Genomic DNA, 21,317 nt, shown 5'->3' on the forward strand with positions numbered 1-21,317 from the left:
CTTGAAAAACATTTTTTGCCAAGTCGATGCTAATTAGGTTAAATTTTGACATGTATGGATTCCTTATTGGTAAAAGTAATTGTCCAATCTCTTTATACCGTACTCACCCTATTTGGGGGAGGAGTCCATACATCTCCTACAAGATTTTATTACTTAAAGAGACTCTGCCCCAAATACCCACACCGCGCTGATCTGACTCCATAAAAGTAGACACCTTTTTGGAGTCAGTAATCATGAAAGTAAAGTCACAGCGTAGATATTCCCTCGAATTTAAAATAAAAGTCGTTCAAGAGTCGTTAGACACCACAGATACAGTTAAGATGGTCGCTAATAAGTACGGTATTCATCCTGACATGCTATCAAGTTGGAGAAGTCACATGACCTCGAAAAAGAAAACGGCAAAGCCACTAAAGAACTAAGGCCCTGACAAATCATACGCTGATTTAGAACGCCAAATTCGTAAGCTTGAGAAGCAACTCGAAGATGCTCAGTTGGAGAATGACGTTTTAAAAAAGGCGAAGGTCTACTTCGACAGCCTAAAAGAATAAGGTTCGAATATATCCACAAGGTCACAGACGCTAAACGCACAGTGAAGAAGTTGTGCAGTTGGTTATCTGTGTCGCCGGCTGGGTATTATAAATGGTTAAAGCAATTACCTAGCACACGCCATAAAGAGAACAGTTCGTTACTGAAATTTCTAAAGCATGTCAGCGACCAAGAGCACTGCATTCCTGGTTATAGAAGCTTTGGGAGGCAGCGGTAGCGCATGGCTTTGATTGCAGTAAGGGACGTGTGCAGAGACTATTACAAAGCGTTGGCTATCGTTCAAAATCAGGTAAGAGACGCTATACAAGTCGCGCGAAGAAAGAAGGTACAATCAAAGCGAGTAATTTATTACGACGCCAGTTTAATGTTGATACAGCAAATACCGTGTGGGTATCAGATATCACACAAGTACGCTGTAAAGATGGTTGGCAGTATTTATGCGTCATCCTTGATTTGTATTCTCGTAAGGTTGTTGGCTGGGTAACAAGCCGGATAAACAACGCCAAGTTAGTTATTAAAACCCTGAGAAAAGCATGGTCTGCACGCAAACCTGATGGTTCGAACTTGCTCTTTCATTCAGACCAAGGAGCTCAGTATGTCGCAAAGGAAACAGTGAAGTGGTTAACTAATAGAGGTGTCACAGTGAGTATGTCTAGAAAAGGTAACTGCTGGGATAATGCGTGCTCAGAAAGCTTTTTCGCGCAGTATAAAAAGGAGTGGATAAAGAATTTAAATGAACTGAGTCGTAGTGAAATGACAACACAAACGTATTTTTATATTGAAAAATACTACAACTCAGTAAGAAGGCATGGCACCCTAGGGTATAAAAGTCCCATGCAGTACGAACAAGTTAATTAAACCCCGTGTCTACTTTATCGGGGTCAGATCACGCGGCTGATCGCTGACGGCTGAAAGCTGATAGCTCTGTGTTGGGTTTCGCTGTGCTCTACCCAACCTACGCCAGATCCTCAAACTTTTCCCTTTCTAACTTGCAACTTTACTCTCGCAAACTTGCTTCCCCTACCTTGTTATGCGATAAAGCGTTTTATATTTGTAATACAATTAAGGTTTGCTGTGTCTCGTAAGAAAACGACCAAGTCAAAAGGTTCTTCAGGTTTAAATCGTAAAAATAGTGAAGCATTTATTGCTAAGTTCTCATCGCATCCAGATACACATCTATGTCCGTCGGGCTTAATGTATAAAGTGATTGATGAAGTTGAAGGGGAGCGAGTAACAGAGTTTGATACAGTGGTTATTAATCAACGTATTATGCTTGCTGATGGCAGTGTTATTGCCGACAGTTATAAAGCGGGTATGCCCGAAGTGTTCGCTTTATCCGAAGCTATAGAAGGGTTAAGAGAAGGTTTGTTATTAATGAATATCGGTTCTCGCTATGAATTTGTGATCCCTCCAGAGCTTGCTTGGGGTAAAAAAGGTAACGGTGGCAAGATTGGCGCAAATGCTGTGCTACATTTTGACGTTCGTTTAATGCGTTTAGCTTAACTCTCTTCGGATGAGTCCCTTAGCATAAGTCGACAGAGGACTTAAAACGCGTTAACGTTCACTATTGGTTTACTGAGGAACATTATGGACGCATTTACTTCACGAGTTTACTTTCTTCGCCATGGTGAAATCGCTAGGCCCGGAATTCTTTCTGGGCAAATCGATGTCGGTTTATCTGAGCGAGGCCTTGAACAAATGCGCCAAGCTTCTGCCGAGCTCATACATTTAAATGCCATATATAGCTCTCCGCTCAAGCGTTGCTCAGTTCACGCTGATTATTTAGCAAATCAACACTCACTGCATGTACACTATTATAACGCGCTAAAAGAGTTTAATTTTGGTGATTGGGATGGCCAAGACTACCAACAGCTTTGGCAGCAAACGAGTAAGCCTCATATTGGTGATTTTTGGCAGCACCCATGGCAAGTAAAAGTACCAAATGGTGAATCTATGGCAGACTTTTACGCCCGGGTAGAGGCATGGTGGCAAACATTTTTACAATCACTATGTGAATCTAAGCATGAACAGTCATTGGTAATTAGTCATGCTGGAGTGATCAAACAAATTCTCGCTATTGTTTGTCAGATGCCAAAACAATCAGCCACGCATTTAAATGTTTTTCATCTTCCTTATGCGGGGCTTATTACACTCGATGTATATATAGATGAACAAGGACAGGCTTGGCCTAAAATTGTTTTTTAGCCATCTAGAGCGATATTCATTGAATTATTTACTTAGCCCGCCATAATACTCATATGCTATGGAATGGAGTGAAATTCTCCAGCTGTTCCCGCAACTGTAATCCATCTAAATAATGGTCAGCCAGATACTTAGCACTAACAATTAATCATCGAGCGGGTCAACTCACGTCATTTTCTGGTACTTACCAGTGCTTTCTTGTGCGTTGCAATTACTCGCCAAGAGAGAATAAGCTTGCAACAAAATAGCCTTAGCGCTGCGCCATTAATATCAGTGTCTGATTTAAGTTGGGGTACTGCGAATAAAACTATACTTAAATCAATTAACCTTGAGTTAAAAGCAGGGCAGTTTATCGGTCTACTCGGCCCTAATGGTGCGGGTAAATCAAGCTTGCTGCGTTGCCTTTATCGTTACTTGAAACCTCAGCAAGGGGTTGTGCTGCTAAGCGGTCAAGATATTTGGCAAATCAGTGCTGATGAATATGCAAAGCAGGTTGCAGTGGTTTTACAAGAGTCTCCATCGCAGTTTAATTTGTCTTTGTTCGATGTGGTGAGTTTAGGCTTAACACCTCATAAGCGACTTTTCAGCGGCACGTCTGCCAATGATAAGCAGCGAATATATCAAGCTATAGAGCAGGTTGGTTTGTCTCATCATAGTGAGCAAGCATTTGATTCGCTCTCAGGTGGCGAAAAGCAAAGAGCGCTTATTGCACGCTCTATCGTACAACAACCTAAGTTGCTCATCATGGATGAGCCTACCAGCCACCTTGATGTTAAATATCAAATTCAAATAATGGAGTTAGCAAAGTCCCTCGATGTGACTGTGCTTGCCTCGTTTCATGACTTAAATCTCGCAGCGAGTTTATGTGATGAATTACTGGTGATTGATGAGGGGCGCTTGGTTTGTCAGGGGCAACCAAAAGTGGTGCTTACTGAGCAGTTGTTGAGCGATGTATTTGGCGTCTGCGCAGCGGTATCTGCTCACCCTCAATCAAGCACTGATAAGTTTATTCCGCACATCACTTATTTTTATGGCTATCAGACACAGGAGCATCAACATGACTGATGCAATGCGTTTAAGTATCTGTGTTGTCGTAGGGCTTATTAGTTGTTTTTTAGCATTGAGCTTTGGTGCTGCAAATACGCCACTGAGTGATGTTTTTAATGGTTTGTTTAGCCAAGGTAGCGATGAATTTGTGCAGCGTATTATTTGGCAGTTACGTATGCCCAGAACAATGCTGGCATTTTTAGCAGGTTCTGGGCTGGCTCTTGCAGGATTAATTTTGCAGACCGTAACCCGAAACCCGCTTGCTGACCCTTACTTGTTTGGTATTTCTTCTGGGGCTTCATTTGGTGTGGTGTGCTTTATAGCCCTAACCGGTGTGAGTTTTGGCTTTAGTATGTCAGTTGCAGCATTTGCCGGAAGCTTACTTTCTATGCTGTTGCTTATTGCTATTGCAGGGCGTCGCCATGTTGGCCAAGTTGAAGCCATGTTACTCGCTGGTGTTGCTTTATCTTTCTTATTTAGTGCTCTGACTAGTCTGCTGCTTTATTTTAGCGATCCACAAGCCATCACCGCTATCTTGTTTTGGACGATGGGCAGTTTTTCTCGTGCTCAGTGGGACACTCTTTGGCTGCCGTTTGCCGTTATTATTGCCTGTATGACTTTGATGATTGCATTTCGTCGTCAGCTAAATGCGATGCTGCTTGGTGATGAAAGTGCAGCGACTTTGGGGATTCATGTACAACGCTTTCGGATCATGATGCTACTGCTAAGTTCATTAATAACAGCGGTGCTTGTTGCTATGTGTGGTGGCGTTGGCTTTGTCGGCCTGATGATCCCACATATTGTGCGCTACTTTTCGCCGCAAGGCAGCAGCCATAACTTAGTTATGACCTCCTTGGTCGGTGGCATTTTTATGGTGTGGGTCGATGTGTTATGCCGAACCCTATTGAATAACCAAGAACTACCTGTTGGTGTGATCACAGCCGCTATCGGTAGTGTGTTCTTTTTATTCTTACTTTATTTTCGTAAACAGAGCAGGTAGCTAATGTTTAATATCATGCCTATTGATCAGCAATTTTCAGCTGTAATTCAACAAAAAATAGACCTTAAAACAAAGCCGCTAGGCGCTTTAGGTCAGCTTGAAAGTTGTGCCAAACAATTAACGCTTATTTTTTCAAAGCAGCTTGATAGTGAGCAGGCGCTAGTTGCCTTTAAACCGGTTATTTCAAACCCTTCTCTAGTTGTATTTGCAGGCGATCATGGTGTGGCAAGCCAAGGCGTGTCAATTGCTCCTAGCAGCGTTACATCACAAATGGTGGCAAACTTTGCAGCAGGAGGCGCAGCTGTCAACGTGTTTTGTCGTCAGTTGGGCTGGCAGCTGGAAGTTGTGGATGCAGGAACTCTCAATACTTCACACGATAAAAGTGTGCATAACCAGCGTTTAGGTGAAATCACTGCACCACTGAATACTGAAATGGCTATGTCTCTTAATCAGGTTAAAAAAGGGTTTGAGTTAGCCAAACAGCGAGTTCATTCACTCTATGAGCAAGGTTGTAATACCATCGCCTTTGGTGAGATGGGTATTGGCAATACCACAAGTGCTGCGGCATTAATGGCTGCCTTGTTGTCGTTACCTGCCAGCCAATGTGTTGGTAAAGGCACAGGTGTGAGTGACGAGGTTGTTGCTAAAAAAATCAAGGTTGTCGAGCAAGCCCTTCAATTACATAAAGCTCACTTTGATGAGCCACTAATGACGCTCGCTGCATTAGGCGGTTTTGAAATTGTACAGATCACCGGTGCCATTTTAGCTGCTGCCGAGCTTGGTATAGCGGTGATCGTGGATGGCTTTATTTGTACCGCAGCGGCGCTTGTTGCAACTCGCATTAATGCAAACGCTCGCGATTATATGTTATTTGCTCATGCCTCAGATGAGCAAGGGCATAAAGCAATGCTCAATGCCTTGCACGCATCGCCTTTATTGCAGCTTGATTTAAGATTAGGAGAGGGCACCGGGGCTGCGCTTGCCTTACCTTTACTGCAAGCATCTTTGGCATTTTACAATGACATGGCAAGTTTTGCCGATGCCAATGTTGAGCAAGTTGTCTGATATGAGCGCTGAACAACACACTTCTGACTCTACCCCAAGTCAGCTTCAACTATTTTTACTGGCGCTTAGTTTTTTAACGCGGATACCCGTTAAATTAAACTTTGCAGTATCGAGTCAGGCACTCAATCAGGCCAGCCGCTATTTTGCATTGGTCGGTGTAATATTAGGTGTACTTTTAGCGCTGATCTTTTTACTGCTAAGTTGGTTATTCCCTGCAGCCATTGCAGTCGCGTTAGTTATGGCGTTTAGCTTGATAATCACAGGGGCATTCCATGAAGATGGCCTTGCAGATGTCTGGGATGGCTTTGGTGGTGGTTGGCAAGTAGCAGATAAGCTGAGCATTATGAAAGATAGTCGCTTAGGTACCTATGGTGCTGCGGCGCTTGTGATGGCCTTATTAATTAAGTACCAAACACTCGTCGCACTTAGTGAAGTAACCAGTACTGTGATTATTGCACTTGTTTTAGGGCAAAGCTTAAGTCGGGTTGTAGCAACAAGTTTAATTGCAGACATGGACTATGTAAGTCAGGACGCCACATCTAAAGTAAAACCCATTGCGATGCATTTAAGCACGCAGAGTTATCAAATACTGCTAGCAACTGGCGGTGCGGTGTTAGCAATTGCATGGTTGTTTTTTGGCTTTACTTTAGGGCAATTATTAATACTCATCAGTGTGCTTTGTGTTACTCGCTTACTATTAAAGCGCTGGTTTGAAAAACAGTTATCTGGCTACACCGGCGATTGCTTAGGGGCAGCCCAGCAAGTATCTGAGCTTGTTACTTACCTTTGCTTGGTGAGTTTATTATGAGCCAACAACATACTTTAATTTTAGGCGGTGCTCGCAGCGGTAAAAGCCGTTTTGCTGAGCAGCTGGCAACAGATTCAAACAAGCCGCTTATCTATATTGCCACAGCCAATGCGGGTGATGAAGAAATGACAGCCCGAATTAATAGGCATCAAGCAGAGCGCGCTAAGCATTGGCAGCTTGTCGAAGAGCCTTTGTATTTGGCTAAAGCACTACAACAATATAGCCATGCTGAAAACTGTATTTTAGTGGACTGTTTAACCCTATGGTTGAGTAATTGCTTATGCCAGCAGGGTGAAGCATTTTGGCTTGAGCAAAAAGCGGCCTTACTCGATGTGCTATCGCAATTGCCGGGTGAGGTGATTTTTGTCAGTAATGAAGTGGGTCATGGTATTGTGCCGCTCGGTGAATTAAGCCGTCAGTTTGTTGATCATTCAGGTTGGTTGCATCAAGCCTTAGCACAGCAAGTTGCACGTGTTGAGTTTGTGATTGCAGGTCTTGCACAAACCTTAAAAAGAGAACAATGATGAAAACATTAATGGTGCAAGGCACGACCTCAGATGCAGGTAAAAGTACTCTTGTAGCAGCACTTTGCCGGATCTTTGCTAATCGAGGCATTAAGGTTGCGCCTTTTAAGCCACAAAATATGGCGTTAAATAGCGCCGTAACCGAAGATGGTGGCGAAATAGGTCGCGCACAAGCTTTGCAAGCAGTAGCGGCAAAAGTCCCCGCAGAAGTCGATTTTAACCCTATCTTATTAAAACCTAACAGCGATACCGGGGCGCAGGTAATCGTTCATGGTAAAGCGCTGTCGAATATGGAAGCTGGCAATTATCACGACTACAAAAAAGTGGCGATGGATGCAGTTCTTACTTCGCAGCAGCGTTTAAGTGAACGTTTTGAATTACTGGTTGTTGAAGGTGCAGGGAGCCCAGCAGAAATTAACCTGCGCGAAAACGACATTGCTAATATGGGTTACGCTGAGGCGGTTGATTGCCCGGTGATCATCATTGCCGATATCGATAAAGGCGGCGTGTTTGCTCATTTAGTCGGAACGTTAGCCTTGTTGTCTGAGTCGGAGCAAGCGCGCGTTAAAGGCTTTGTGATTAACCGTTTTCGTGGTGATATTGCGTTATTGCAAGGAGGCCTTGATTGGTTAGAGCAATACACCAATAAGCCAGTGCTTGGGGTGTTACCTTATTTACATGACTTAGCACTCGATGCTGAAGATGCCGTTGCTATAACTAATCAGGTAGATAAACCGCAATTACGCATAGCCGTGTTGCTACTTCCTCATATTAGTAATCACACAGACTTCGATGCATTGCGATTACAACCAGAAATTGATTTACAGTATGTACGTCATACCCAGGCTATTCCAAGTGTTGATCTGATTATTATTCCGGGCAGTAAAAATGTACTCAGCGATTTAGTGTTTTTAAAAAATGAAGGTTGGCATAAACAAATAACACGTCACCTGCGTTATGGCGGTAAAGTGCTCGGAATATGTGGTGGGCTGCAAATGTTAGGCAACTACCTTACTGATCCACATGCTGTGGAATCTAATTTAGGCAGTTCAAAAGGGCTTGGGCTTGCTGACTTTGAAACGCAATTAGGGCAACAAAAAGTACTAAGCCAAGTCTCTGGTACTCTTCATTTAAACAATAGCGATAAAGCAATATCTGGTTATGAAATTCACGCCGGAATCAGCCAAGGGCCGGCACTTGAAAAGCCATTTTTGAGCTTTAATGATCACCCAAGTGGATTCAAAGTAGATGGTTTTATTAGTGATGATAACCAAGTAGCAGGTACTTACTTACATGGCTTGTTCGATACCCCTGAGGGCGTATCTGAGCTAATAACTTGGCTTGCAGCAAAGAGCCAAATTAAGCCAATTGATATTAACTTAAACCGTGAACAGCAGTTAAGCCGTTTAGCTAGTGTAGTAGCAGAGAATCTCGATATTGAACAAATCATCAATATTTATGAGAACTTCAATTTAGAGACATAAGGAACAACAATGAGCGAACAGAATCAAGATAAGCACCAACAACGCCAGCAAAAAGTAAAAGAAAAAGTCGACGAACGGATTGCTGCTGCACAAAAAGAGCAGGGTATTTTTCAGGTTATTACTGGCAACGGTAAGGGTAAATCGACTTCTGGTTTTGGTACTGTTGCACGTGCGGTAGGTCACGGAATGAAATCCGCTGTGTGTCAGTTTATTAAAGGTACATGGGAGTGTGGTGAGCGTAACCTACTCGAAAAAGCAGGGGTTGAATTTGTTATTATGAACACCGGTTTTACTTGGGAAACACAAAATAAAGAGTCAGATACAGCTGCTGCGCAAGTGACATGGCAAGAAGCGAAAAGAATGTTGAAGGATGAGTCGATTAACCTCGTTATGCTAGATGAAATAACCTATATGATTACCTACGGCTATATTGATTTAGACGAAGTACTAGAAGCCGTTAGCTCTCGCCCTGCTATGCAATCGGTGATTATTACAGGTCGTGGTGCACACCGAAAACTAACCGACTTAGCTGATACAGTCAGTGAAGTCAGAAACGTAAAACACGCTTTTGATGCAGGAATAAAAGCACAAAAAGGGTTCGATTATTAACATGAGAACCATTAAGTTTGCACTCGTAAGTGTTTTATTTTATTTACCAACATTGGCTCAGGCTTATGAAATAAAAGAGCCTCAACGTATTGTTGCCTTAGCCCCACATATCGTTGAAAACCTGTTTGCGATTGGTGCTGGAGAGCGCATTGTCGGTACCGTTGACTATGCAGACTTTCCTCAGCAAGCGAATGATATCGAACGAGTAGGCGGCTATTACGGAATTAACATGGAAAAGCTGTTGTCGTTAAAACCAGACCTAGTTCTGGCTTGGAAAACGGGTAACAAAGCTGAAGATCTCGCTTACATTGAAAAGTTAGGTATTCCGGTAGCGTACAGCAATCCAAATCAGGTTGATAATGTGGCAGATGAACTACGTAAACTAGGCACGCTTACGCATTTGCAAACCAAGGCAAATAAAGTAGCCAAACAGTTTGAAACTAAACTCAACGCTATTCGTACAGCGCAGGAAGGCAAACCGAAAGTGTCGGTGTTTTATCAATTATGGCCTGAGCCAATGATGACAGTTGGCGGAAATACTTGGATCAATCAGCTATTAACTATTTGTCATGCGGATAATGTGTTTGCTAATAGTGATACAGACTACCCGCGCATTAGTATTGAAAATGTATTGGTTGCCAATCCAGAGGTCGTGATTATTCCAGATGAAAAATCAAAAAAGCCTCAGCCTAAAATTGATTGGCGACAATGGCCTGAATTGCCAGCAGTGCAACATAACCAGTTTATTAGTGTAAACGCAGACTTATTGCACCGTTTTACAATCCGTATGCTTGATGGTTTGACCGACATGTGTGGTAAAATAGACGTTTCTCGTCAGCAAATACAGGCTTCAAAATGAACGATTGGCAAACATTTCTAGATACTGAGCTTGCTAAGCCCTACATGCAAGAAACCTTACAATATGTGGCCGATAGACGCGCAGCAGGCGTTACCGTTTATCCCAAAGACGAACAGGTATTCTCAGCTTTTGATGCTACCCCTTTGAATGAAGTTAAGGTGGTTATTTTAGGGCAAGATCCTTACCACGGAGAAGGGCAAGCCCATGGTTTGTGCTTTTCGGTATTACCAGAAGTTAAAAAGCTGCCCCCGTCTTTGAAAAATATGTATAAAGAGTTGGCTACTGATATAGAAGGTTTTGAGATACCTCATCATGGCTATTTGCAAAGCTGGGCCGAACAAGGCGTGTTCTTACTCAACACAGTATTAACGGTTGAGCAAGGGCAAGCTCATTCTCATAAGCATCTTGGCTGGGAAAAGTTTACTAATGCAGTAATTGCGCTTATCAATCAGCACTGTGACGGTGTGGTGTTTGTGTTATGGGGCGCACATGCTCAGAAAAAAGGTAAACACATTGATACCTCGCGTCATCATGTGATCCAAGGCCCGCATCCATCACCGCTTTCTGCACATCGTGGCTTTTTTGGTTGTCAGCATTTTTCAAAGACAAACCAGCTGCTTACTGATCAAAATAAAGCACCAGTAAATTGGTCGTTGCCGCAAATGCAAAAGGCCCTTACGGGCCTTTAATTAAAAGTCTAATTCATCAAGCTCAACGCTGTCTGTGAAATAGTCTAACTCCTGTAGTTCTTTGCGAAGTCTATGCTTGTCTTTCAACGCTTCGATTTCGCGCCATTTTCTCTTTTTATTTTTTGTAGAGGTCTTTTTTGTTGTACTAGGACCTTCTAATATTTCTAAAATATCGTCTAGGCTATCCATGAACTTCTCCTATTGATTTTTTGAACCTCGGAAATACCTATACCACAGGCTGCTCAAAAATAGAATAAAAAAGTGACAATACTGTTACAGAACTGTGATTGATAGATGAATAGATCAAAGAAGGTGGTTTTTTAGAAACAAAAACGCCACCTAGCGGTGGCGTTTTAAAAAATACTGTAATTTAAATTACATTGCTTTAAAGCGTGCTTCTAATTCAAGCTGTGCTTGAGCAAAAGAACGAATACCCTCAGCAAGTTTTTCTGTTGCCATAGCATCTTGGTTATGTAACCAGCGGAACTGGCCTTCAGTTAGTGGTGCTGGTTTTTCTTCAACAGTAAAGTCGCTCTCTAGTAGGTACTCTTGTGCATCCGTCAATTGGCCTAACTCTTCTAAAAGAGCAGGGCTAATCGTTAACTTATCACAGCCAGTCAGTGCGATGATCTCGCCTGTGTTACGGAAGCTTGCGCCCATAACAACCGTTTTGTAATCGTGGCGTTTGTAAAATTCGTAAATGCTACGTACAGATTGCACACCCGGATCGTTTAGCGGATCTGTTGGTTTTTCCATGCCGTTAGCAACGTGCCAGTCTAAGATACGGCCAACGAATGGTGAAATTAAAAATACATTCGCATCGGCACATGCGCGTGCTTGTGCTTCAGAGAATAACAGCGTTAAGTTACACTTAGTGCCTTCTTTTTCAAGCTGCTCAGCTGCTTTGATACCTTCCCAAGTTGATGCAACTTTGATTAGGATTTTATCTTTGCTAACACCCTCTTTTTCGTAAAGGCTCAGTAACGTATGTGCTTTGTCAATAGTCGCTTGGGTATCAAATGATAAACGTGCGTCTACCTCTGTAGAGATATAGCCCGGTACGATTTCGCTAATTTCTTTACCAATTAATACAGCAAAGTAATCACATGCTAACTCAAGTTGTTTAGCTGCATCTTGCTCGGTTTCTTTGGCATATTGCCACGCTTTATCTAAATAAGGCTTATACGCTTCAATTTCACTGGCTTTTAAAAGTAGAGATGGGTTTGTTGTTGCATCTTCTGGTTGGTGCTTTTTGATAGCTTCGATATCACCTGTATCTGCAACAATAGATGAATGCTGTTTAAGCCTTTGTAGTGCTGAAGTCATTTGCTTTCCTCATTCCAAGCAAGTTAAAAAAAAATCCATTATAGCGGCCTTTATGCTGCAACACTATGACAGTGTTTAATAGGTCAAATGTCCTTAATACAGAAAACTAGAACATTATGTATGAAAAGAACAGCGGATAAAGGCAGGACGAAACAAAACGTGCATTTTGATTCAATTAATGTTGAAATTGACATCAAACAAATTACAAGTCAATAGCTAAGTATGATCACTGTTATTTCACCTGCAAAAAATTTAGATTACGAAACACCAGCCACGACCGATAAATTCACTCAACCTGAATTACTCGAGCACAGCGAAGAGTTAATGTCAGTTTGCCGTGATTTAACACCAGCGCAAATTGGTAGCCTAATGAAAATCAGCGATAAACTAGCTGGTTTGAATGCGGCACGTTTCGCCGAGTGGTCACAGCCATTTACGCAAGACAATGCAAAACAAGCCGTGCTAGCCTTTAATGGTGATGTATACGGTGGCTTAGATGCGCAAACTCTAAGCGATGCTGATCTTGATTACGCACAGTCGCACTTACGTATTTTGTCTGGTCTTTATGGTGTGCTTAAACCATTAGATTTAATGCAAGCTTACCGCCTTGAAATGGGTACTAAGTTAGAAAACCCACGCGGTAAAAACTTATATGAGTTTTGGGGCAGTGTTATCGCCGAAAAGCTAAATACAGTGCTTGCTGAGCAAGATAGCAAATACTTGGTAAACCTTGCTTCGAATGAGTATTTTAAAGCGGTTGATAAAAAAGCATTAAATGCACAAATCATCACCCCACATTTTAAAGACTGTAAAAACGGCCAATATAAAGTGATCAGCTTTTATGCGAAAAAAGCCCGCGGCATGATGGCGCGTTACATCATTGAAAATAAAATCACCCAATTAAGTGATTTAAAAGATTTTACTGTTGCTGGTTATTACTTTAGCAGCGATGCAACAGCAAAAGAATTAGAGCCTGTTTTCTTACGAGAAGAGCAGAACTAAACTTTTAGTAAAATGAATTAGAAGAGCCGTGCTAAGCACGGCTTTTTTGTGCTTGTATGAAACTGGCGCTTATTTTGCAAAACACCTTTTATGTTTCTTAATGTATCAGGTAGTCGCATGTTAAAAATACCAACCGTCGGTGAAGCCGAAAAACTTATAGAAGAAAAGCTCGGTGGCTGGGTTGATATCATCATAAGCCATATCCCTAACTTTATTGTTGCAGTAATCATTACTATCGTGTTTTCACTGCTGGCGCGTATCGTTGGCTCAATGCTTAGAAAGCTATTACGCCGTTCGTTAGAGTCTTCGCAAATCGCAGACTTAATGTCATCGATAGTAAAAGTCATCGTGTTATGCGTAGGCTTATTTGTAGCCCTTGACTTCTTGGGCCTCAGAGGCACGGTCACCTCATTACTAGCTGGTGCGGGTATCGTAGGCCTTGCAATTGGTTTTGCCTTTCAGGACATGACAGAGAACCTTATAGCGGGTATTGCTATGGGTATTCGCAAACCATTTAAAACAGGGGATGTAATTCGCACTGAAAGCGTGTTTGGTACTGTACGGGCGATTAACCTTAGAAACACCCTCATTGAGAACTTTTATGGGCAACTTATCTTAGTGCCTAACAAGATTCTATTTAGAAATATACTCAGTAACTACAGTACCTTAGGTGTGCGTCGTATCGAAGTGCCAGTGGGAATTTCGTATGCAGATGACCCCGAGCAAGCTGCTGAGGTGATTGTTAAAAAAATCAATGAGTTTGATTTTGTGATCAAACAAGAAGAAACCGCAGTTTACGCCGAAAGCTTTGGTGATAGCAGCGTTAACTTACTAGTTTGGTTTTGGATTAAATACCCCGGCGAAGCGGATTTCATGACCGTTCGTCACAAGGCTGTTGTGGCTGTTAGAAACGCTCTAAGCGAAGCTGACATGACCATCCCATTCCCAATCCGCACGTTAGATTTTGGCATCAAAGGCGGCGAGAAATTAAATGCCATGATAAGCGAAAAACAGCAAGATAAAGACGCTGAGGCACCGCAAACCGATAAGTAAAATTTACTGACTCATCGGCGTGATTTACACAGGGAAGTGTGTTTGAGGTGGAGTTCATTCGCAAAGAAAGTGATTAGTAATTAAAGTAAAGTTATTTGTTATTTCTCATATAATACTCAAACTCCTCTCTACTTATACTAGCTATTGAAAAGTTTGGTATAACTTGCTTTGTTGCAGGTATAGCTCTCGTTTCCGGAGGGAAATGCCAAATATTAAAGTCATTGTTCGGCATTGTATCGTATGCAAGAGAATCCCAACCTAGAATACTTGCCATTTTACTTATAGCTATTTTCTTAGCTAGCTGCATTTGTGCCGAAGGATTAAAAAACAATTGATAACTACTGTTAACTGCGCCAGTTAATATGTCTACTGTTTGTAAGCCCCAGTGATATTTAGAATCTTCCATTGCAACATGATGTACTTTTGAAGATGTTGGCAGCTTCGCTAACATATGATTTGTTACTATCTGCATTACTTCATTTTGTTTTGAATAAGAGCTAGATTTTTGATCTGCAAAAACAGTTATTTTTGCATTTTTCGAACGGCTACTCTCACGGATGAGGAAATCATAAGTCGTGTAAAAAGCTGTCTCCTCATTGCTATGCCACTTTCTATATGGTTGCTTATATACTGCTATAGCATGAAATGAAACAGGACTGGTTAATATGAATCTCAGTATATCTATACATAAATTTATCTGACCAGCACTTTTCCTAACTTTTTCCCATTTTATTTCACCTTGTAGACCACTTTTATCGTAAATGTCAGAAATTTTTTGATTGAATTCAGCGAAGTAGTGCTTGGGAATGGCAATTATACCTATCGTGTAGCAGGGACATCCTTTTGAGGTTCCACTTTCATCGGCAAATGCAAATATTTCATCCATGACTCAAATTCCTTTTGACTCTCAACAATTTGGTTGTTTATAAATTGTACAAATGAATAATAAAAACATTTTTAACAAATTAACTAAGGAATTACTACCGGAAAGTTATCTTCGTAGCTGATGTTCGCGCGAAATGAATTTTACGCCTACGGTGAACCGTATCTGACTTAGCGCTTAAAATTTACGGTTTAAAGCTTTTAATTAACGTGCTGGTTTTTGCTTTGCTTCAAATTTTAACTCACAGGCTATTCCCCCTAAGTAAGGGGGTTACATTTTAAATGGACACCTGTTGCGCAACACGCTACACTTTAGCAATGATCAAGACATTCAAACATAAAGGCTTGAAAAAGTTCTTCGAGACTGGAAGCAAAGCAGGGATTCAAGCCAAACACGAGCGTCGTTTGAGATTGCAACTAGCCGCTATAGATACCGCTTCGATTATTGAAGATATCGATTTACCTGGGTTTAAGTTGCATCCATTAAAAGGCAATCGTGATGGTGTTTGGTCAATAACTGTAAATGGTAATTGGCGAGTAACATTTGAATTTAAAGATGGTAACGCCTACATATTAAACTACGAGGATTATCACTAATGACTATGCATAATCCACCGCATCCGGGTGAATTTATTTCCGATGTATATATGGAGCCTTTCGGTTACAGCTGTAGATTTGTCGCGAAACAGTTGGATGTCTCACCTTCAACTCTTAACAGAGTCCTTAAGGGGCAGAGCTCTATTACTCCTGAAATGGCATTAAGATTATCTAAGGCTTTGGGTAGAAGCCCTGAAAGTTGGCTATCGATGCAGGATAATTACAATCTTTGGCAAGCTAAACAAAACGTTAACCTAACCAAGGTACACCCTATTAGTTTTGCAGTAGCGTAATGAGAATAATCACAAGCTTGCTGCTACTTTGGCTGTTCACCTGAAATTTCTTGTGTGTTATTTATAAGAAATAAGACATCGCGCAAAATAAATTTCACGCCTACGGTAAGCTATTTATGGCTTAGAGCTTGAAATTTACGGTTTAAAGCTGGGTTCCCGTGTTGGGTTTCGCTGCGCTCAAACCAACCTACCTTAAAGTTTTGTCCTACAAAAAAAGCGCAAGCAGTTTAACTGGTTGCGCTTTTTTATTTATTCGGTATACCAATGATTAGTGAAGGATACGTGCTCTGATAGTCCCTTCAACAGCACTTAGCTCTTTAAGAGCGACTTCTGATTGGTCTGTATCTACATCAATTACTACGTAACCAATTGATTCATCAGTTTGTAAGTACTGGGCTGCGATATTAATGCCGTGCTGTGCAAACGCTTGGTTAATTTGCGTTAGAACACCTGGGCGGTTGTGGTGTACGTGTAATAAGCGGCTGCGGTTTGCAAGTTCAGGCAGTGACACTTCAGGGAAGTTAACCGCCGTAATGGTTGAACCATTATCTGAGTACTTAGCAAGTTTGCCCGCTACTTCAATACCGATATTTTCTTGTGCTTCTTGTGTTGAACCACCAATATGCGGAGTCAAAATCACGTTATCGAACTCGCGTAGCGGTGATACGAACTCTTCATCATTTGATTTTGGTTCTACAGGGAACACGTCGATTGCAGCGCCGCTCAGCTTTTTATCACGCAGTGATTCTGCTAGAGCGTCAATATCAACAACAGTGCCGCGAGAAGCATTGATCAAGATGGCGCCTTGCTTCATTACTTCAAGCTCAGCCATACCAATTAGGTTCTTCGTTTGTGGTGTTTCTGGTACGTGTAAGCTAATAACGTCAGCACGTTGTAGTAACTGAGTTAGGTTATGAACTTGCGTTGCATTACCCAGTGTTAGCTTGTCTTCGATATCGTAAAACTCAACGTTCATGCCGATATTTTCAGCCATGATACCTAGCTGTGTACCAATGTGGCCGTAACCAATAATACCTAAGGTTTTACCACGAGCTTCAAATGAGCCGTTGGCTGATTTTAACCAACCTCCGCGGTGCGCTAGGGCATTACGTTCTGGAATACCACGAAGTAATAATAAGATTTCACCAAGCACTAATTCTGCAACAGAGCGGGTGTTTGAGAATGGTGCGTTAAATACCGCAATACCACGCTCACGAGCACCTTGCAGGTCTACTTGGTTAGTACCGATACAGAAGCAGCCGATTGCGACTAGCTTTTCAGCTGCTTCTAATACCGCTTCATTAATATGAGTGCGAGAACGAAGGCCTACAAAGTGCACATCTTTGATGCGCTCAATGAGCTCGTCTTCAGGTAAGGATGTTTTTACGTAATCAATATTACTGTAGCCATTACGCTTAAGCGTTTCTACAGCACTTTGGTGCACGCCTTCCAGCAAGAGAATTTTAATTTTGTCTTTTGCTAACGATACCTTACTCATATCCTCATTCCTATTTACTTTATTTGCGGCCCGTTTTTGGTGCCGATAATGACTTTATCTGCACCGCGATGGGCAAACAAGCCGTTTGTTACTACACCAACAATCTGGTTGATTGTTAGTTCTAATTCTTTGGCGTTGCTGATATCTAAATTGTGCACATCTAAAATGACGTTACCGTTATCTGTTACAACACCTTCACGGTAAACAGGGTCACCGCCTAGTTTTACTAGTTCACGCGCTACATAGCTGCGTGCCATTGGGATCACTTCAACCGGTAGTGGAAATGCGCCTAATGTTGTAACTTCTTTAGATTCATCAACAATACAAACAAATTGTTTTGCTACCGCTGAAACGATTTTCTCGCGTGTCAGGGCTGCACCACCGCCTTTGATCATCTCATTGTGTGGGTTGATTTCGTCTGCGCCATCAACATACACATCAAGGCTTGATACATCGTTTAGTTCGAATACTTCAATACCCAGTGCTTTTAACTTTTCAGTTGAAGCCTCAGAGCTTGAAACCGCACCAGTAATGGTGTCTTTTACTGTATCAAGTGCATCAATAAAGTGATTCACTGTAGAGCCTGTACCTACGCCAACAATGGTATTTTCATTTACAAACTCTAGGGCTGCCCAGGCAGCGGCTTTTTTTAATTCATCTTGCGTCATAATTATGTGCTCAGTTAGCTGTCAGAGAGGGCCTATAGTATACAAACAGTTTGCTTACCATTGGTAGATTTTCTCTGGGGTTATAATGTGTTTTAACGGTACATCCCACGATTCAATTGGCAATGCTGAAACATGCTGACATTGATGGGCAAGGCCTATCAAAATCGGTTTTTGCCAGTTTTCTTGGTAATACCGAGCCAACGTTTTGTCATAAAACCCACCGCCCATTCCTAAACGGTTACCTTGATCATCAAATGCCACTAATGGCATAAGTAAAATATCAAGCTTATCTAAAGGACATATTTGACTGCAATTTAACTTGGGCTCCAAGATACCATAGCGGTTTGCAGTCATGGGTGAATTTTCTTCATACCTCTGAAAGTATAAAGTTGTGCCATTAAAGGGGTGAATTATAGGCAGATATAAATGCTGCTCTTGCTTCCATAATTCTTTAATTAACAATGAGGTGTCTAATTCGCCATCATTGCTAAAATAAATGCCGATATGGACATTTTTAGGTGTTTTTAGTGATTTTAAGTGTTGAGTAAAATTCACTTTTAGCGCAATGGCTGCATTTTTTTGTTGTTCAACAGTCAGTGAATTGCGCTTTTTTCGAATAGATTGTCTGATTTCTGCTCGTGTGTTGCTCATGTCAATATTAGTGTTAACTTTCTAAAAAGGAGAAAAGTTCAGGAAAAAGCTCCACTACACCCAAAATGATCAATAACACTATGACCATGGCAATAAGCGAATAGAGTAGGGTGTTTGAGCGTTTTTTAACGGGCTCTGTTAATTCGTCTTCAAGTAGCAAGTCATCTTCTTGCCAGCTATCGTCACTATCAGCAACGCTGTTATTTTCAAGCTCAGGTAAACGTTGCTCTAAGTCATCAAGTTTTTCTTCTAGACGAATAAGGCTACTGGTGATGTAATCGAGGGCATCAAAAATACGTTCTTCACGCTCTTTGGTCTGTGCATCTGTATTGCTTGATTGGTTGCTGGTGGCTGCTTGGTTTATCGGTTGGAGCTTGGCTTTAATGCCAACACTTGCGAGTAATTTTGCTTGTTTTAGTGCTTTATCTTGCTCGCTTGGTGCAAATAATGGCTTATGCTCAAACAGGGTTGCAACTTTGTCTGTTGTTGTTTTTAGTTTTGCAGCTAGTTGCTCTGTTGCTTGTGCTTGGTCGACACCGGCTTCGAGCCCTGCAAACATTACGCGAAATTTTTCTGCCATTTGCTGATTATCCAAATCCTTAAATCAATGACTTGAGTATATACCCAAAAAGATTAGTGGAAAAACAAAAGCCCGTATAAAACGGGCTTTTTCTATTATGGATTTGCAAATACGCTGTTTAGTATTTTGCTGCTTTGCCTTCGGCTGGTAGAGATTTCAGGATGAAATCACGTAAGTCGTTATTTGATGACTCTAAATCAGCATGACGTAAATACATCATGTGACCACTGCGGTAGCCTTTAAAGCTTAAGCGCTCTTTCATTTTGCCACTAGGATCTAACTGCCACATTGTGTATTTAGCATCAAAGTAGTTTGTTGCACCGTCGTAGTAGCCAGATTGAATCATCACGTTTAAGTATGGGTTTTGTGCCATTGCTAAACGTAAGTTTTCACCTGTGTTGTTGCCTGAGCGATCCCAAGGGTGAACATTACCAAATAGGTTATATTTGATATCGGTTTTGTAGTTAAGCTCTTCACGTAGGTAATAGTTAATCGCTGGCGTGAATGAGTGTAACCATGAAGTAAGCTCAGCCCAGTAATCAGGTGACTCACCTGCATCACGTTTGTCGATACCTAAATAGCGAGAATCTAAACGGCCTACAGTTTGGCCGCGCTCGCGCAATAGCTCTTTCCAGAAGAAGTTATTTGGGATATCAAGGTTATTTTGCTCAACAAACTTTTCAGATAAACCTGCGTATTTTGCCGCTTGCTTGATAATGGCACGCTTTTCATCAGCAGGTAAGAAACCACCTTTAGCAATTGCAGGTAAGAACTTATTCACGGTGAACTGTTCAACTTCAGGGAGTAACTCGTCTAAGTCTTTTGCTTGTAAGTCTGCGCTAAGTGCTTTGTGGTACCAAGCGGTTGCAGCAAAGTAAGGTAGGCGGTTAGCAGCTTCTACAGGGCCTTCGCGCTTAATACCAATCTCAGTTGGTGATACTAAAATAACACCGTTGATGTACATCCATTGGCGATTTTGTAATTCGTGAGCAAGGCCAGATACACGAGTCGTACCATAGCTCTCACCAATTAAAAATTTAGGAGAGCGCCAGCGCTCGTTGCGAGAAACAAAGGTATTTAGCCACTCTGCTAAGTATTTGATGTCAGCGTTAACACCAAAGAACATTTTTTGTTGATCTGATTTACTTGGTAGCTCACCTTTTTCGTTTTCAAGAACACGTGAATAACCGGTGTTAACAGGGTTGATATAAACAATATCAGCCACGTCTAAAATTGAGTAAGGATTATCTTTTACGCCATAAGGTTGAACAGGGTAGCCTTCGTCATCAATTTTTAATACACGCGGTCCAGTATAGGCAAGGTGCATCCATACTGACGCAGAACCTGGGCCACCATTGAACGAAAAGACTAAAGGGCGTTTTGTTCTATCGTCTACTTTGTCGCGGGTATAATAAGTATATTGTAGCGTTGCAACCGCATCGCCTTGCTCATTCCAAACTGGTTGTGTCCCTGTGGTTGCGGTATATGAAAAGCGCTCACCATTAATGCGGGCTTTGTGTTCTGTCACCACTTTACTGTCAACGTCAATACGACGTCCATTATCAGCAAAGCTTGGAGTACTGAAGGCCAGTGTTAATGCTGTCACTGACAAGCCAATAAAACTAACAAGTTTCATGTTGATTCCTTATTATTCGAATTGCAGCTATTAAAAAGTAAAGCCAACTCGATGACAAACTAATGAGACTAGTCACCAATATTAGCTGTTAAATAAAAGAAGAAATGCAAGGTGAGTTACAAAAAAGTGCACTTTTTAGTAAAGATAGCTTGGTTAAATATTTAGCTAGATTAAAAAATGGCGTATATTGAGCAAGTTTATAAATGGTATACCCAAACCACCTCAAGATGCAGAATTCAGCGTTTCACAGGTGCTTAATATCAAGGCGTTACTTTGCAACAATGGCAGTCCCTTTTAA

The 21,317-nt window shown here is 41.6% G+C and carries 23 protein-coding genes, 1 pseudogene and 1 riboswitch; of the genes and pseudogenes, 16 read left to right on the plus strand and 8 right to left on the minus strand.

Annotated elements, in window-relative coordinates; genetic code table 11:
* Positions 1–233 precede the first annotated feature (233 nt).
* From JIG37_RS01190 to ung, 12 genes and pseudogenes are all read left to right on the plus strand, one after another.
* Positions 234–1,404 (plus strand): annotated as a pseudogene (locus JIG37_RS01190) (IS3 family transposase).
* Positions 1,405–1,620: 216 nt separating this feature from the next.
* Positions 1,621–2,049, plus strand: a complete 429-nt coding sequence (locus JIG37_RS01195) for an FKBP-type peptidyl-prolyl cis-trans isomerase (RefSeq protein WP_199528429.1) — start codon at positions 1,621–1,623, stop codon at positions 2,047–2,049.
* A gap of 84 nt (positions 2,050–2,133) precedes the next feature.
* Complete coding sequence (locus tag JIG37_RS01200; RefSeq protein WP_199528430.1) at positions 2,134–2,751, plus strand: histidine phosphatase family protein; 618 nt, start codon at positions 2,134–2,136, stop codon at positions 2,749–2,751.
* A 12-nt stretch (positions 2,752–2,763) separates the two neighbouring features.
* Positions 2,764–2,902: riboswitch (cobalamin riboswitch) on the plus strand.
* Positions 2,903–2,982: 80 nt separating this feature from the next.
* Positions 2,983–3,813: an ABC transporter ATP-binding protein gene (locus JIG37_RS01205; protein ID WP_199528431.1), complete on the plus strand. Its 831-nt coding sequence runs from the start codon at positions 2,983–2,985 to the stop codon at positions 3,811–3,813.
* Positions 3,806–4,795, plus strand: a complete 990-nt coding sequence (locus JIG37_RS01210) for an iron ABC transporter permease (RefSeq protein WP_152967167.1) — start codon at positions 3,806–3,808, stop codon at positions 4,793–4,795. The genes JIG37_RS01205 and JIG37_RS01210 overlap by 8 nt, the downstream gene beginning before the upstream one ends.
* A gap of 3 nt (positions 4,796–4,798) precedes the next feature.
* Positions 4,799–5,860, plus strand: coding sequence for a nicotinate-nucleotide--dimethylbenzimidazole phosphoribosyltransferase (gene cobT, locus JIG37_RS01215; RefSeq protein WP_199528433.1), 1,062 nt, complete (start codon positions 4,799–4,801; stop codon positions 5,858–5,860).
* Positions 5,814–6,668 (plus strand): adenosylcobinamide-GDP ribazoletransferase, encoded by an 855-nt coding sequence (locus JIG37_RS01220; protein WP_228482653.1) that lies wholly within the window; start codon positions 5,814–5,816, stop codon positions 6,666–6,668. Before cobT ends, JIG37_RS01220 begins: the two co-directional genes overlap by 47 nt.
* Positions 6,665–7,192: a bifunctional adenosylcobinamide kinase/adenosylcobinamide-phosphate guanylyltransferase gene (gene cobU, locus JIG37_RS01225; protein WP_054554242.1), complete on the plus strand. Its 528-nt coding sequence runs from the start codon at positions 6,665–6,667 to the stop codon at positions 7,190–7,192. Before JIG37_RS01220 ends, cobU begins: the two co-directional genes overlap by 4 nt.
* Entirely contained in the window at positions 7,192–8,676 is a 1,485-nt protein-coding gene (locus JIG37_RS01230; RefSeq protein ID WP_199528443.1) for a cobyric acid synthase, read from the plus strand. Before cobU ends, JIG37_RS01230 begins: the two co-directional genes overlap by 1 nt.
* A gap of 9 nt (positions 8,677–8,685) precedes the next feature.
* Positions 8,686–9,285 carry a cob(I)yrinic acid a,c-diamide adenosyltransferase gene (cobO, locus tag JIG37_RS01235; RefSeq protein ID WP_199528435.1) on the plus strand — a complete coding sequence of 200 codons (600 nt, stop codon included), beginning with the start codon at positions 8,686–8,688 and terminating at the stop codon, positions 9,283–9,285.
* Position 9,286: 1 nt separating this feature from the next.
* Complete coding sequence (locus JIG37_RS01240; protein WP_199528437.1) at positions 9,287–10,144, plus strand: cobalamin-binding protein; 858 nt, start codon at positions 9,287–9,289, stop codon at positions 10,142–10,144.
* On the plus strand, positions 10,141–10,833 hold the full coding sequence (gene ung, locus JIG37_RS01245; RefSeq protein WP_199528439.1) for a uracil-DNA glycosylase: 693 nt from the start codon (positions 10,141–10,143) through the stop codon (positions 10,831–10,833). Before JIG37_RS01240 ends, ung begins: the two co-directional genes overlap by 4 nt.
* Here the strand turns inward: ung and JIG37_RS01250 are convergent, their stop codons facing one another.
* Together JIG37_RS01250 and tal are read right to left on the minus strand one after the other, a co-directional pair.
* The gene (locus JIG37_RS01250; RefSeq protein WP_054554247.1) at positions 10,834–11,022 is read right to left on the minus strand and encodes a DUF3545 family protein; all 189 of its coding nucleotides are present in this window, start codon (positions 11,020–11,022) and stop codon (positions 10,834–10,836) included.
* 186 nt (positions 11,023–11,208) lie between these two features.
* Complete coding sequence (gene tal / locus JIG37_RS01255) at positions 11,209–12,159, minus strand: transaldolase (RefSeq protein WP_054554248.1); 951 nt, start codon at positions 12,157–12,159, stop codon at positions 11,209–11,211.
* 222 nt (positions 12,160–12,381) lie between these two features.
* Here tal and yaaA point away from each other — a divergent pair, with 222 nt between their 5' ends.
* Together yaaA and JIG37_RS01265 are read left to right on the plus strand one after the other, a co-directional pair.
* Positions 12,382–13,161, plus strand: a complete 780-nt coding sequence (gene yaaA / locus JIG37_RS01260; RefSeq protein WP_062566697.1) for a peroxide stress protein YaaA — start codon at positions 12,382–12,384, stop codon at positions 13,159–13,161.
* A gap of 117 nt (positions 13,162–13,278) precedes the next feature.
* Positions 13,279–14,214, plus strand: coding sequence for a mechanosensitive ion channel family protein (locus JIG37_RS01265; protein ID WP_138601795.1), 936 nt, complete (start codon positions 13,279–13,281; stop codon positions 14,212–14,214).
* Between the two features lie 91 nt (positions 14,215–14,305).
* Here JIG37_RS01265 and JIG37_RS01270 read toward each other — a convergent pair whose 3' ends face one another.
* On the minus strand, positions 14,306–15,100 hold the full coding sequence (locus tag JIG37_RS01270) for a DUF3800 domain-containing protein (RefSeq protein ID WP_199528441.1): 795 nt from the start codon (positions 15,098–15,100) through the stop codon (positions 14,306–14,308).
* Positions 15,101–15,414: 314 nt separating this feature from the next.
* On the opposite strand from JIG37_RS01270, the gene JIG37_RS01275 reads away from it, so the two are divergent.
* Together JIG37_RS01275 and JIG37_RS01280 are read left to right on the plus strand one after the other, a co-directional pair.
* A complete protein-coding gene (locus JIG37_RS01275) occupies positions 15,415–15,693 on the plus strand; it encodes a type II toxin-antitoxin system RelE/ParE family toxin (protein ID WP_199528445.1) in 279 nt (92 codons plus the stop codon).
* Entirely contained in the window at positions 15,693–15,986 is a 294-nt protein-coding gene (locus tag JIG37_RS01280) for a HigA family addiction module antitoxin (RefSeq protein WP_054554253.1), read from the plus strand. The genes JIG37_RS01275 and JIG37_RS01280 overlap by 1 nt, the downstream gene beginning before the upstream one ends.
* A 268-nt stretch (positions 15,987–16,254) precedes the next feature.
* Here JIG37_RS01280 and serA read toward each other — a convergent pair whose 3' ends face one another.
* From serA to JIG37_RS01305, 5 genes are all read right to left on the minus strand, one after another.
* Positions 16,255–17,484, minus strand: coding sequence for a phosphoglycerate dehydrogenase (serA, locus tag JIG37_RS01285; protein WP_054554254.1), 1,230 nt, complete (start codon positions 17,482–17,484; stop codon positions 16,255–16,257).
* Between the two features lie 14 nt (positions 17,485–17,498).
* Positions 17,499–18,152, minus strand: a complete 654-nt coding sequence (gene rpiA, locus JIG37_RS01290; RefSeq protein ID WP_054554255.1) for a ribose-5-phosphate isomerase RpiA — start codon at positions 18,150–18,152, stop codon at positions 17,499–17,501.
* A gap of 54 nt (positions 18,153–18,206) precedes the next feature.
* Positions 18,207–18,803, minus strand: coding sequence for a 5-formyltetrahydrofolate cyclo-ligase (locus tag JIG37_RS01295; RefSeq protein ID WP_054554256.1), 597 nt, complete (start codon positions 18,801–18,803; stop codon positions 18,207–18,209).
* A 13-nt stretch (positions 18,804–18,816) separates the two neighbouring features.
* A complete protein-coding gene (locus JIG37_RS01300) occupies positions 18,817–19,383 on the minus strand; it encodes a hypothetical protein (RefSeq protein ID WP_054554257.1) in 567 nt (188 codons plus the stop codon).
* Positions 19,384–19,501: 118 nt separating this feature from the next.
* A complete protein-coding gene (locus tag JIG37_RS01305) occupies positions 19,502–21,019 on the minus strand; it encodes a carboxypeptidase (protein ID WP_054554258.1) in 1,518 nt (505 codons plus the stop codon).
* Positions 21,020–21,317: the final 298 nt, after the last annotated feature.

The sequence above is a fragment of the Pseudoalteromonas sp. bablab_jr010 genome, from assembly GCF_016464105.1.
GTDB lineage: Bacteria > Pseudomonadota > Gammaproteobacteria > Enterobacterales > Alteromonadaceae > Pseudoalteromonas > Pseudoalteromonas simplex.

Bases quoted from the DNA above. Each gene is read 5' to 3' on its own strand.
- ung (WP_199528439.1), top strand. From the start codon at position 10,141: ATGAACGATTGGCAAACATTTCTAGATACTGAGCTTGCTAAGCCCTAC.
- JIG37_RS01265 (WP_138601795.1), top strand. From the start codon at position 13,279: ATGTTAAAAATACCAACCGTCGGTGAAGCCGAAAAACTTATAGAAGAA.
- JIG37_RS01220 (WP_228482653.1), top strand. From the start codon at position 5,814: ATGACATGGCAAGTTTTGCCGATGCCAATGTTGAGCAAGTTGTCTGAT.
- yaaA (WP_062566697.1), top strand. From the start codon at position 12,382: ATGATCACTGTTATTTCACCTGCAAAAAATTTAGATTACGAAACACCA.
- tal (WP_054554248.1), bottom strand. From the start codon at position 12,159: ATGACTTCAGCACTACAAAGGCTTAAACAGCATTCATCTATTGTTGCA.
- JIG37_RS01210 (WP_152967167.1), top strand. From the start codon at position 3,806: ATGACTGATGCAATGCGTTTAAGTATCTGTGTTGTCGTAGGGCTTATT.
- JIG37_RS01270 (WP_199528441.1), bottom strand. From the start codon at position 15,100: ATGGATGAAATATTTGCATTTGCCGATGAAAGTGGAACCTCAAAAGGA.
- JIG37_RS01275 (WP_199528445.1), top strand. From the start codon at position 15,415: ATGATCAAGACATTCAAACATAAAGGCTTGAAAAAGTTCTTCGAGACT.
- JIG37_RS01280 (WP_054554253.1), top strand. From the start codon at position 15,693: ATGACTATGCATAATCCACCGCATCCGGGTGAATTTATTTCCGATGTA.
- JIG37_RS01295 (WP_054554256.1), bottom strand. From the start codon at position 18,803: ATGAGCAACACACGAGCAGAAATCAGACAATCTATTCGAAAAAAGCGC.
- rpiA (WP_054554255.1), bottom strand. From the start codon at position 18,152: ATGACGCAAGATGAATTAAAAAAAGCCGCTGCCTGGGCAGCCCTAGAG.
- JIG37_RS01240 (WP_199528437.1), top strand. From the start codon at position 9,287: ATGAGAACCATTAAGTTTGCACTCGTAAGTGTTTTATTTTATTTACCA.
- JIG37_RS01250 (WP_054554247.1), bottom strand. From the start codon at position 11,022: ATGGATAGCCTAGACGATATTTTAGAAATATTAGAAGGTCCTAGTACA.
- serA (WP_054554254.1), bottom strand. From the start codon at position 17,484: ATGAGTAAGGTATCGTTAGCAAAAGACAAAATTAAAATTCTCTTGCTG.
- cobU (WP_054554242.1), top strand. From the start codon at position 6,665: ATGAGCCAACAACATACTTTAATTTTAGGCGGTGCTCGCAGCGGTAAA.
- JIG37_RS01230 (WP_199528443.1), top strand. From the start codon at position 7,192: ATGAAAACATTAATGGTGCAAGGCACGACCTCAGATGCAGGTAAAAGT.
- cobO (WP_199528435.1), top strand. From the start codon at position 8,686: ATGAGCGAACAGAATCAAGATAAGCACCAACAACGCCAGCAAAAAGTA.
- JIG37_RS01300 (WP_054554257.1), bottom strand. From the start codon at position 19,383: ATGGCAGAAAAATTTCGCGTAATGTTTGCAGGGCTCGAAGCCGGTGTC.
- JIG37_RS01305 (WP_054554258.1), bottom strand. From the start codon at position 21,019: ATGAAACTTGTTAGTTTTATTGGCTTGTCAGTGACAGCATTAACACTG.
- JIG37_RS01200 (WP_199528430.1), top strand. From the start codon at position 2,134: ATGGACGCATTTACTTCACGAGTTTACTTTCTTCGCCATGGTGAAATC.
- cobT (WP_199528433.1), top strand. From the start codon at position 4,799: ATGTTTAATATCATGCCTATTGATCAGCAATTTTCAGCTGTAATTCAA.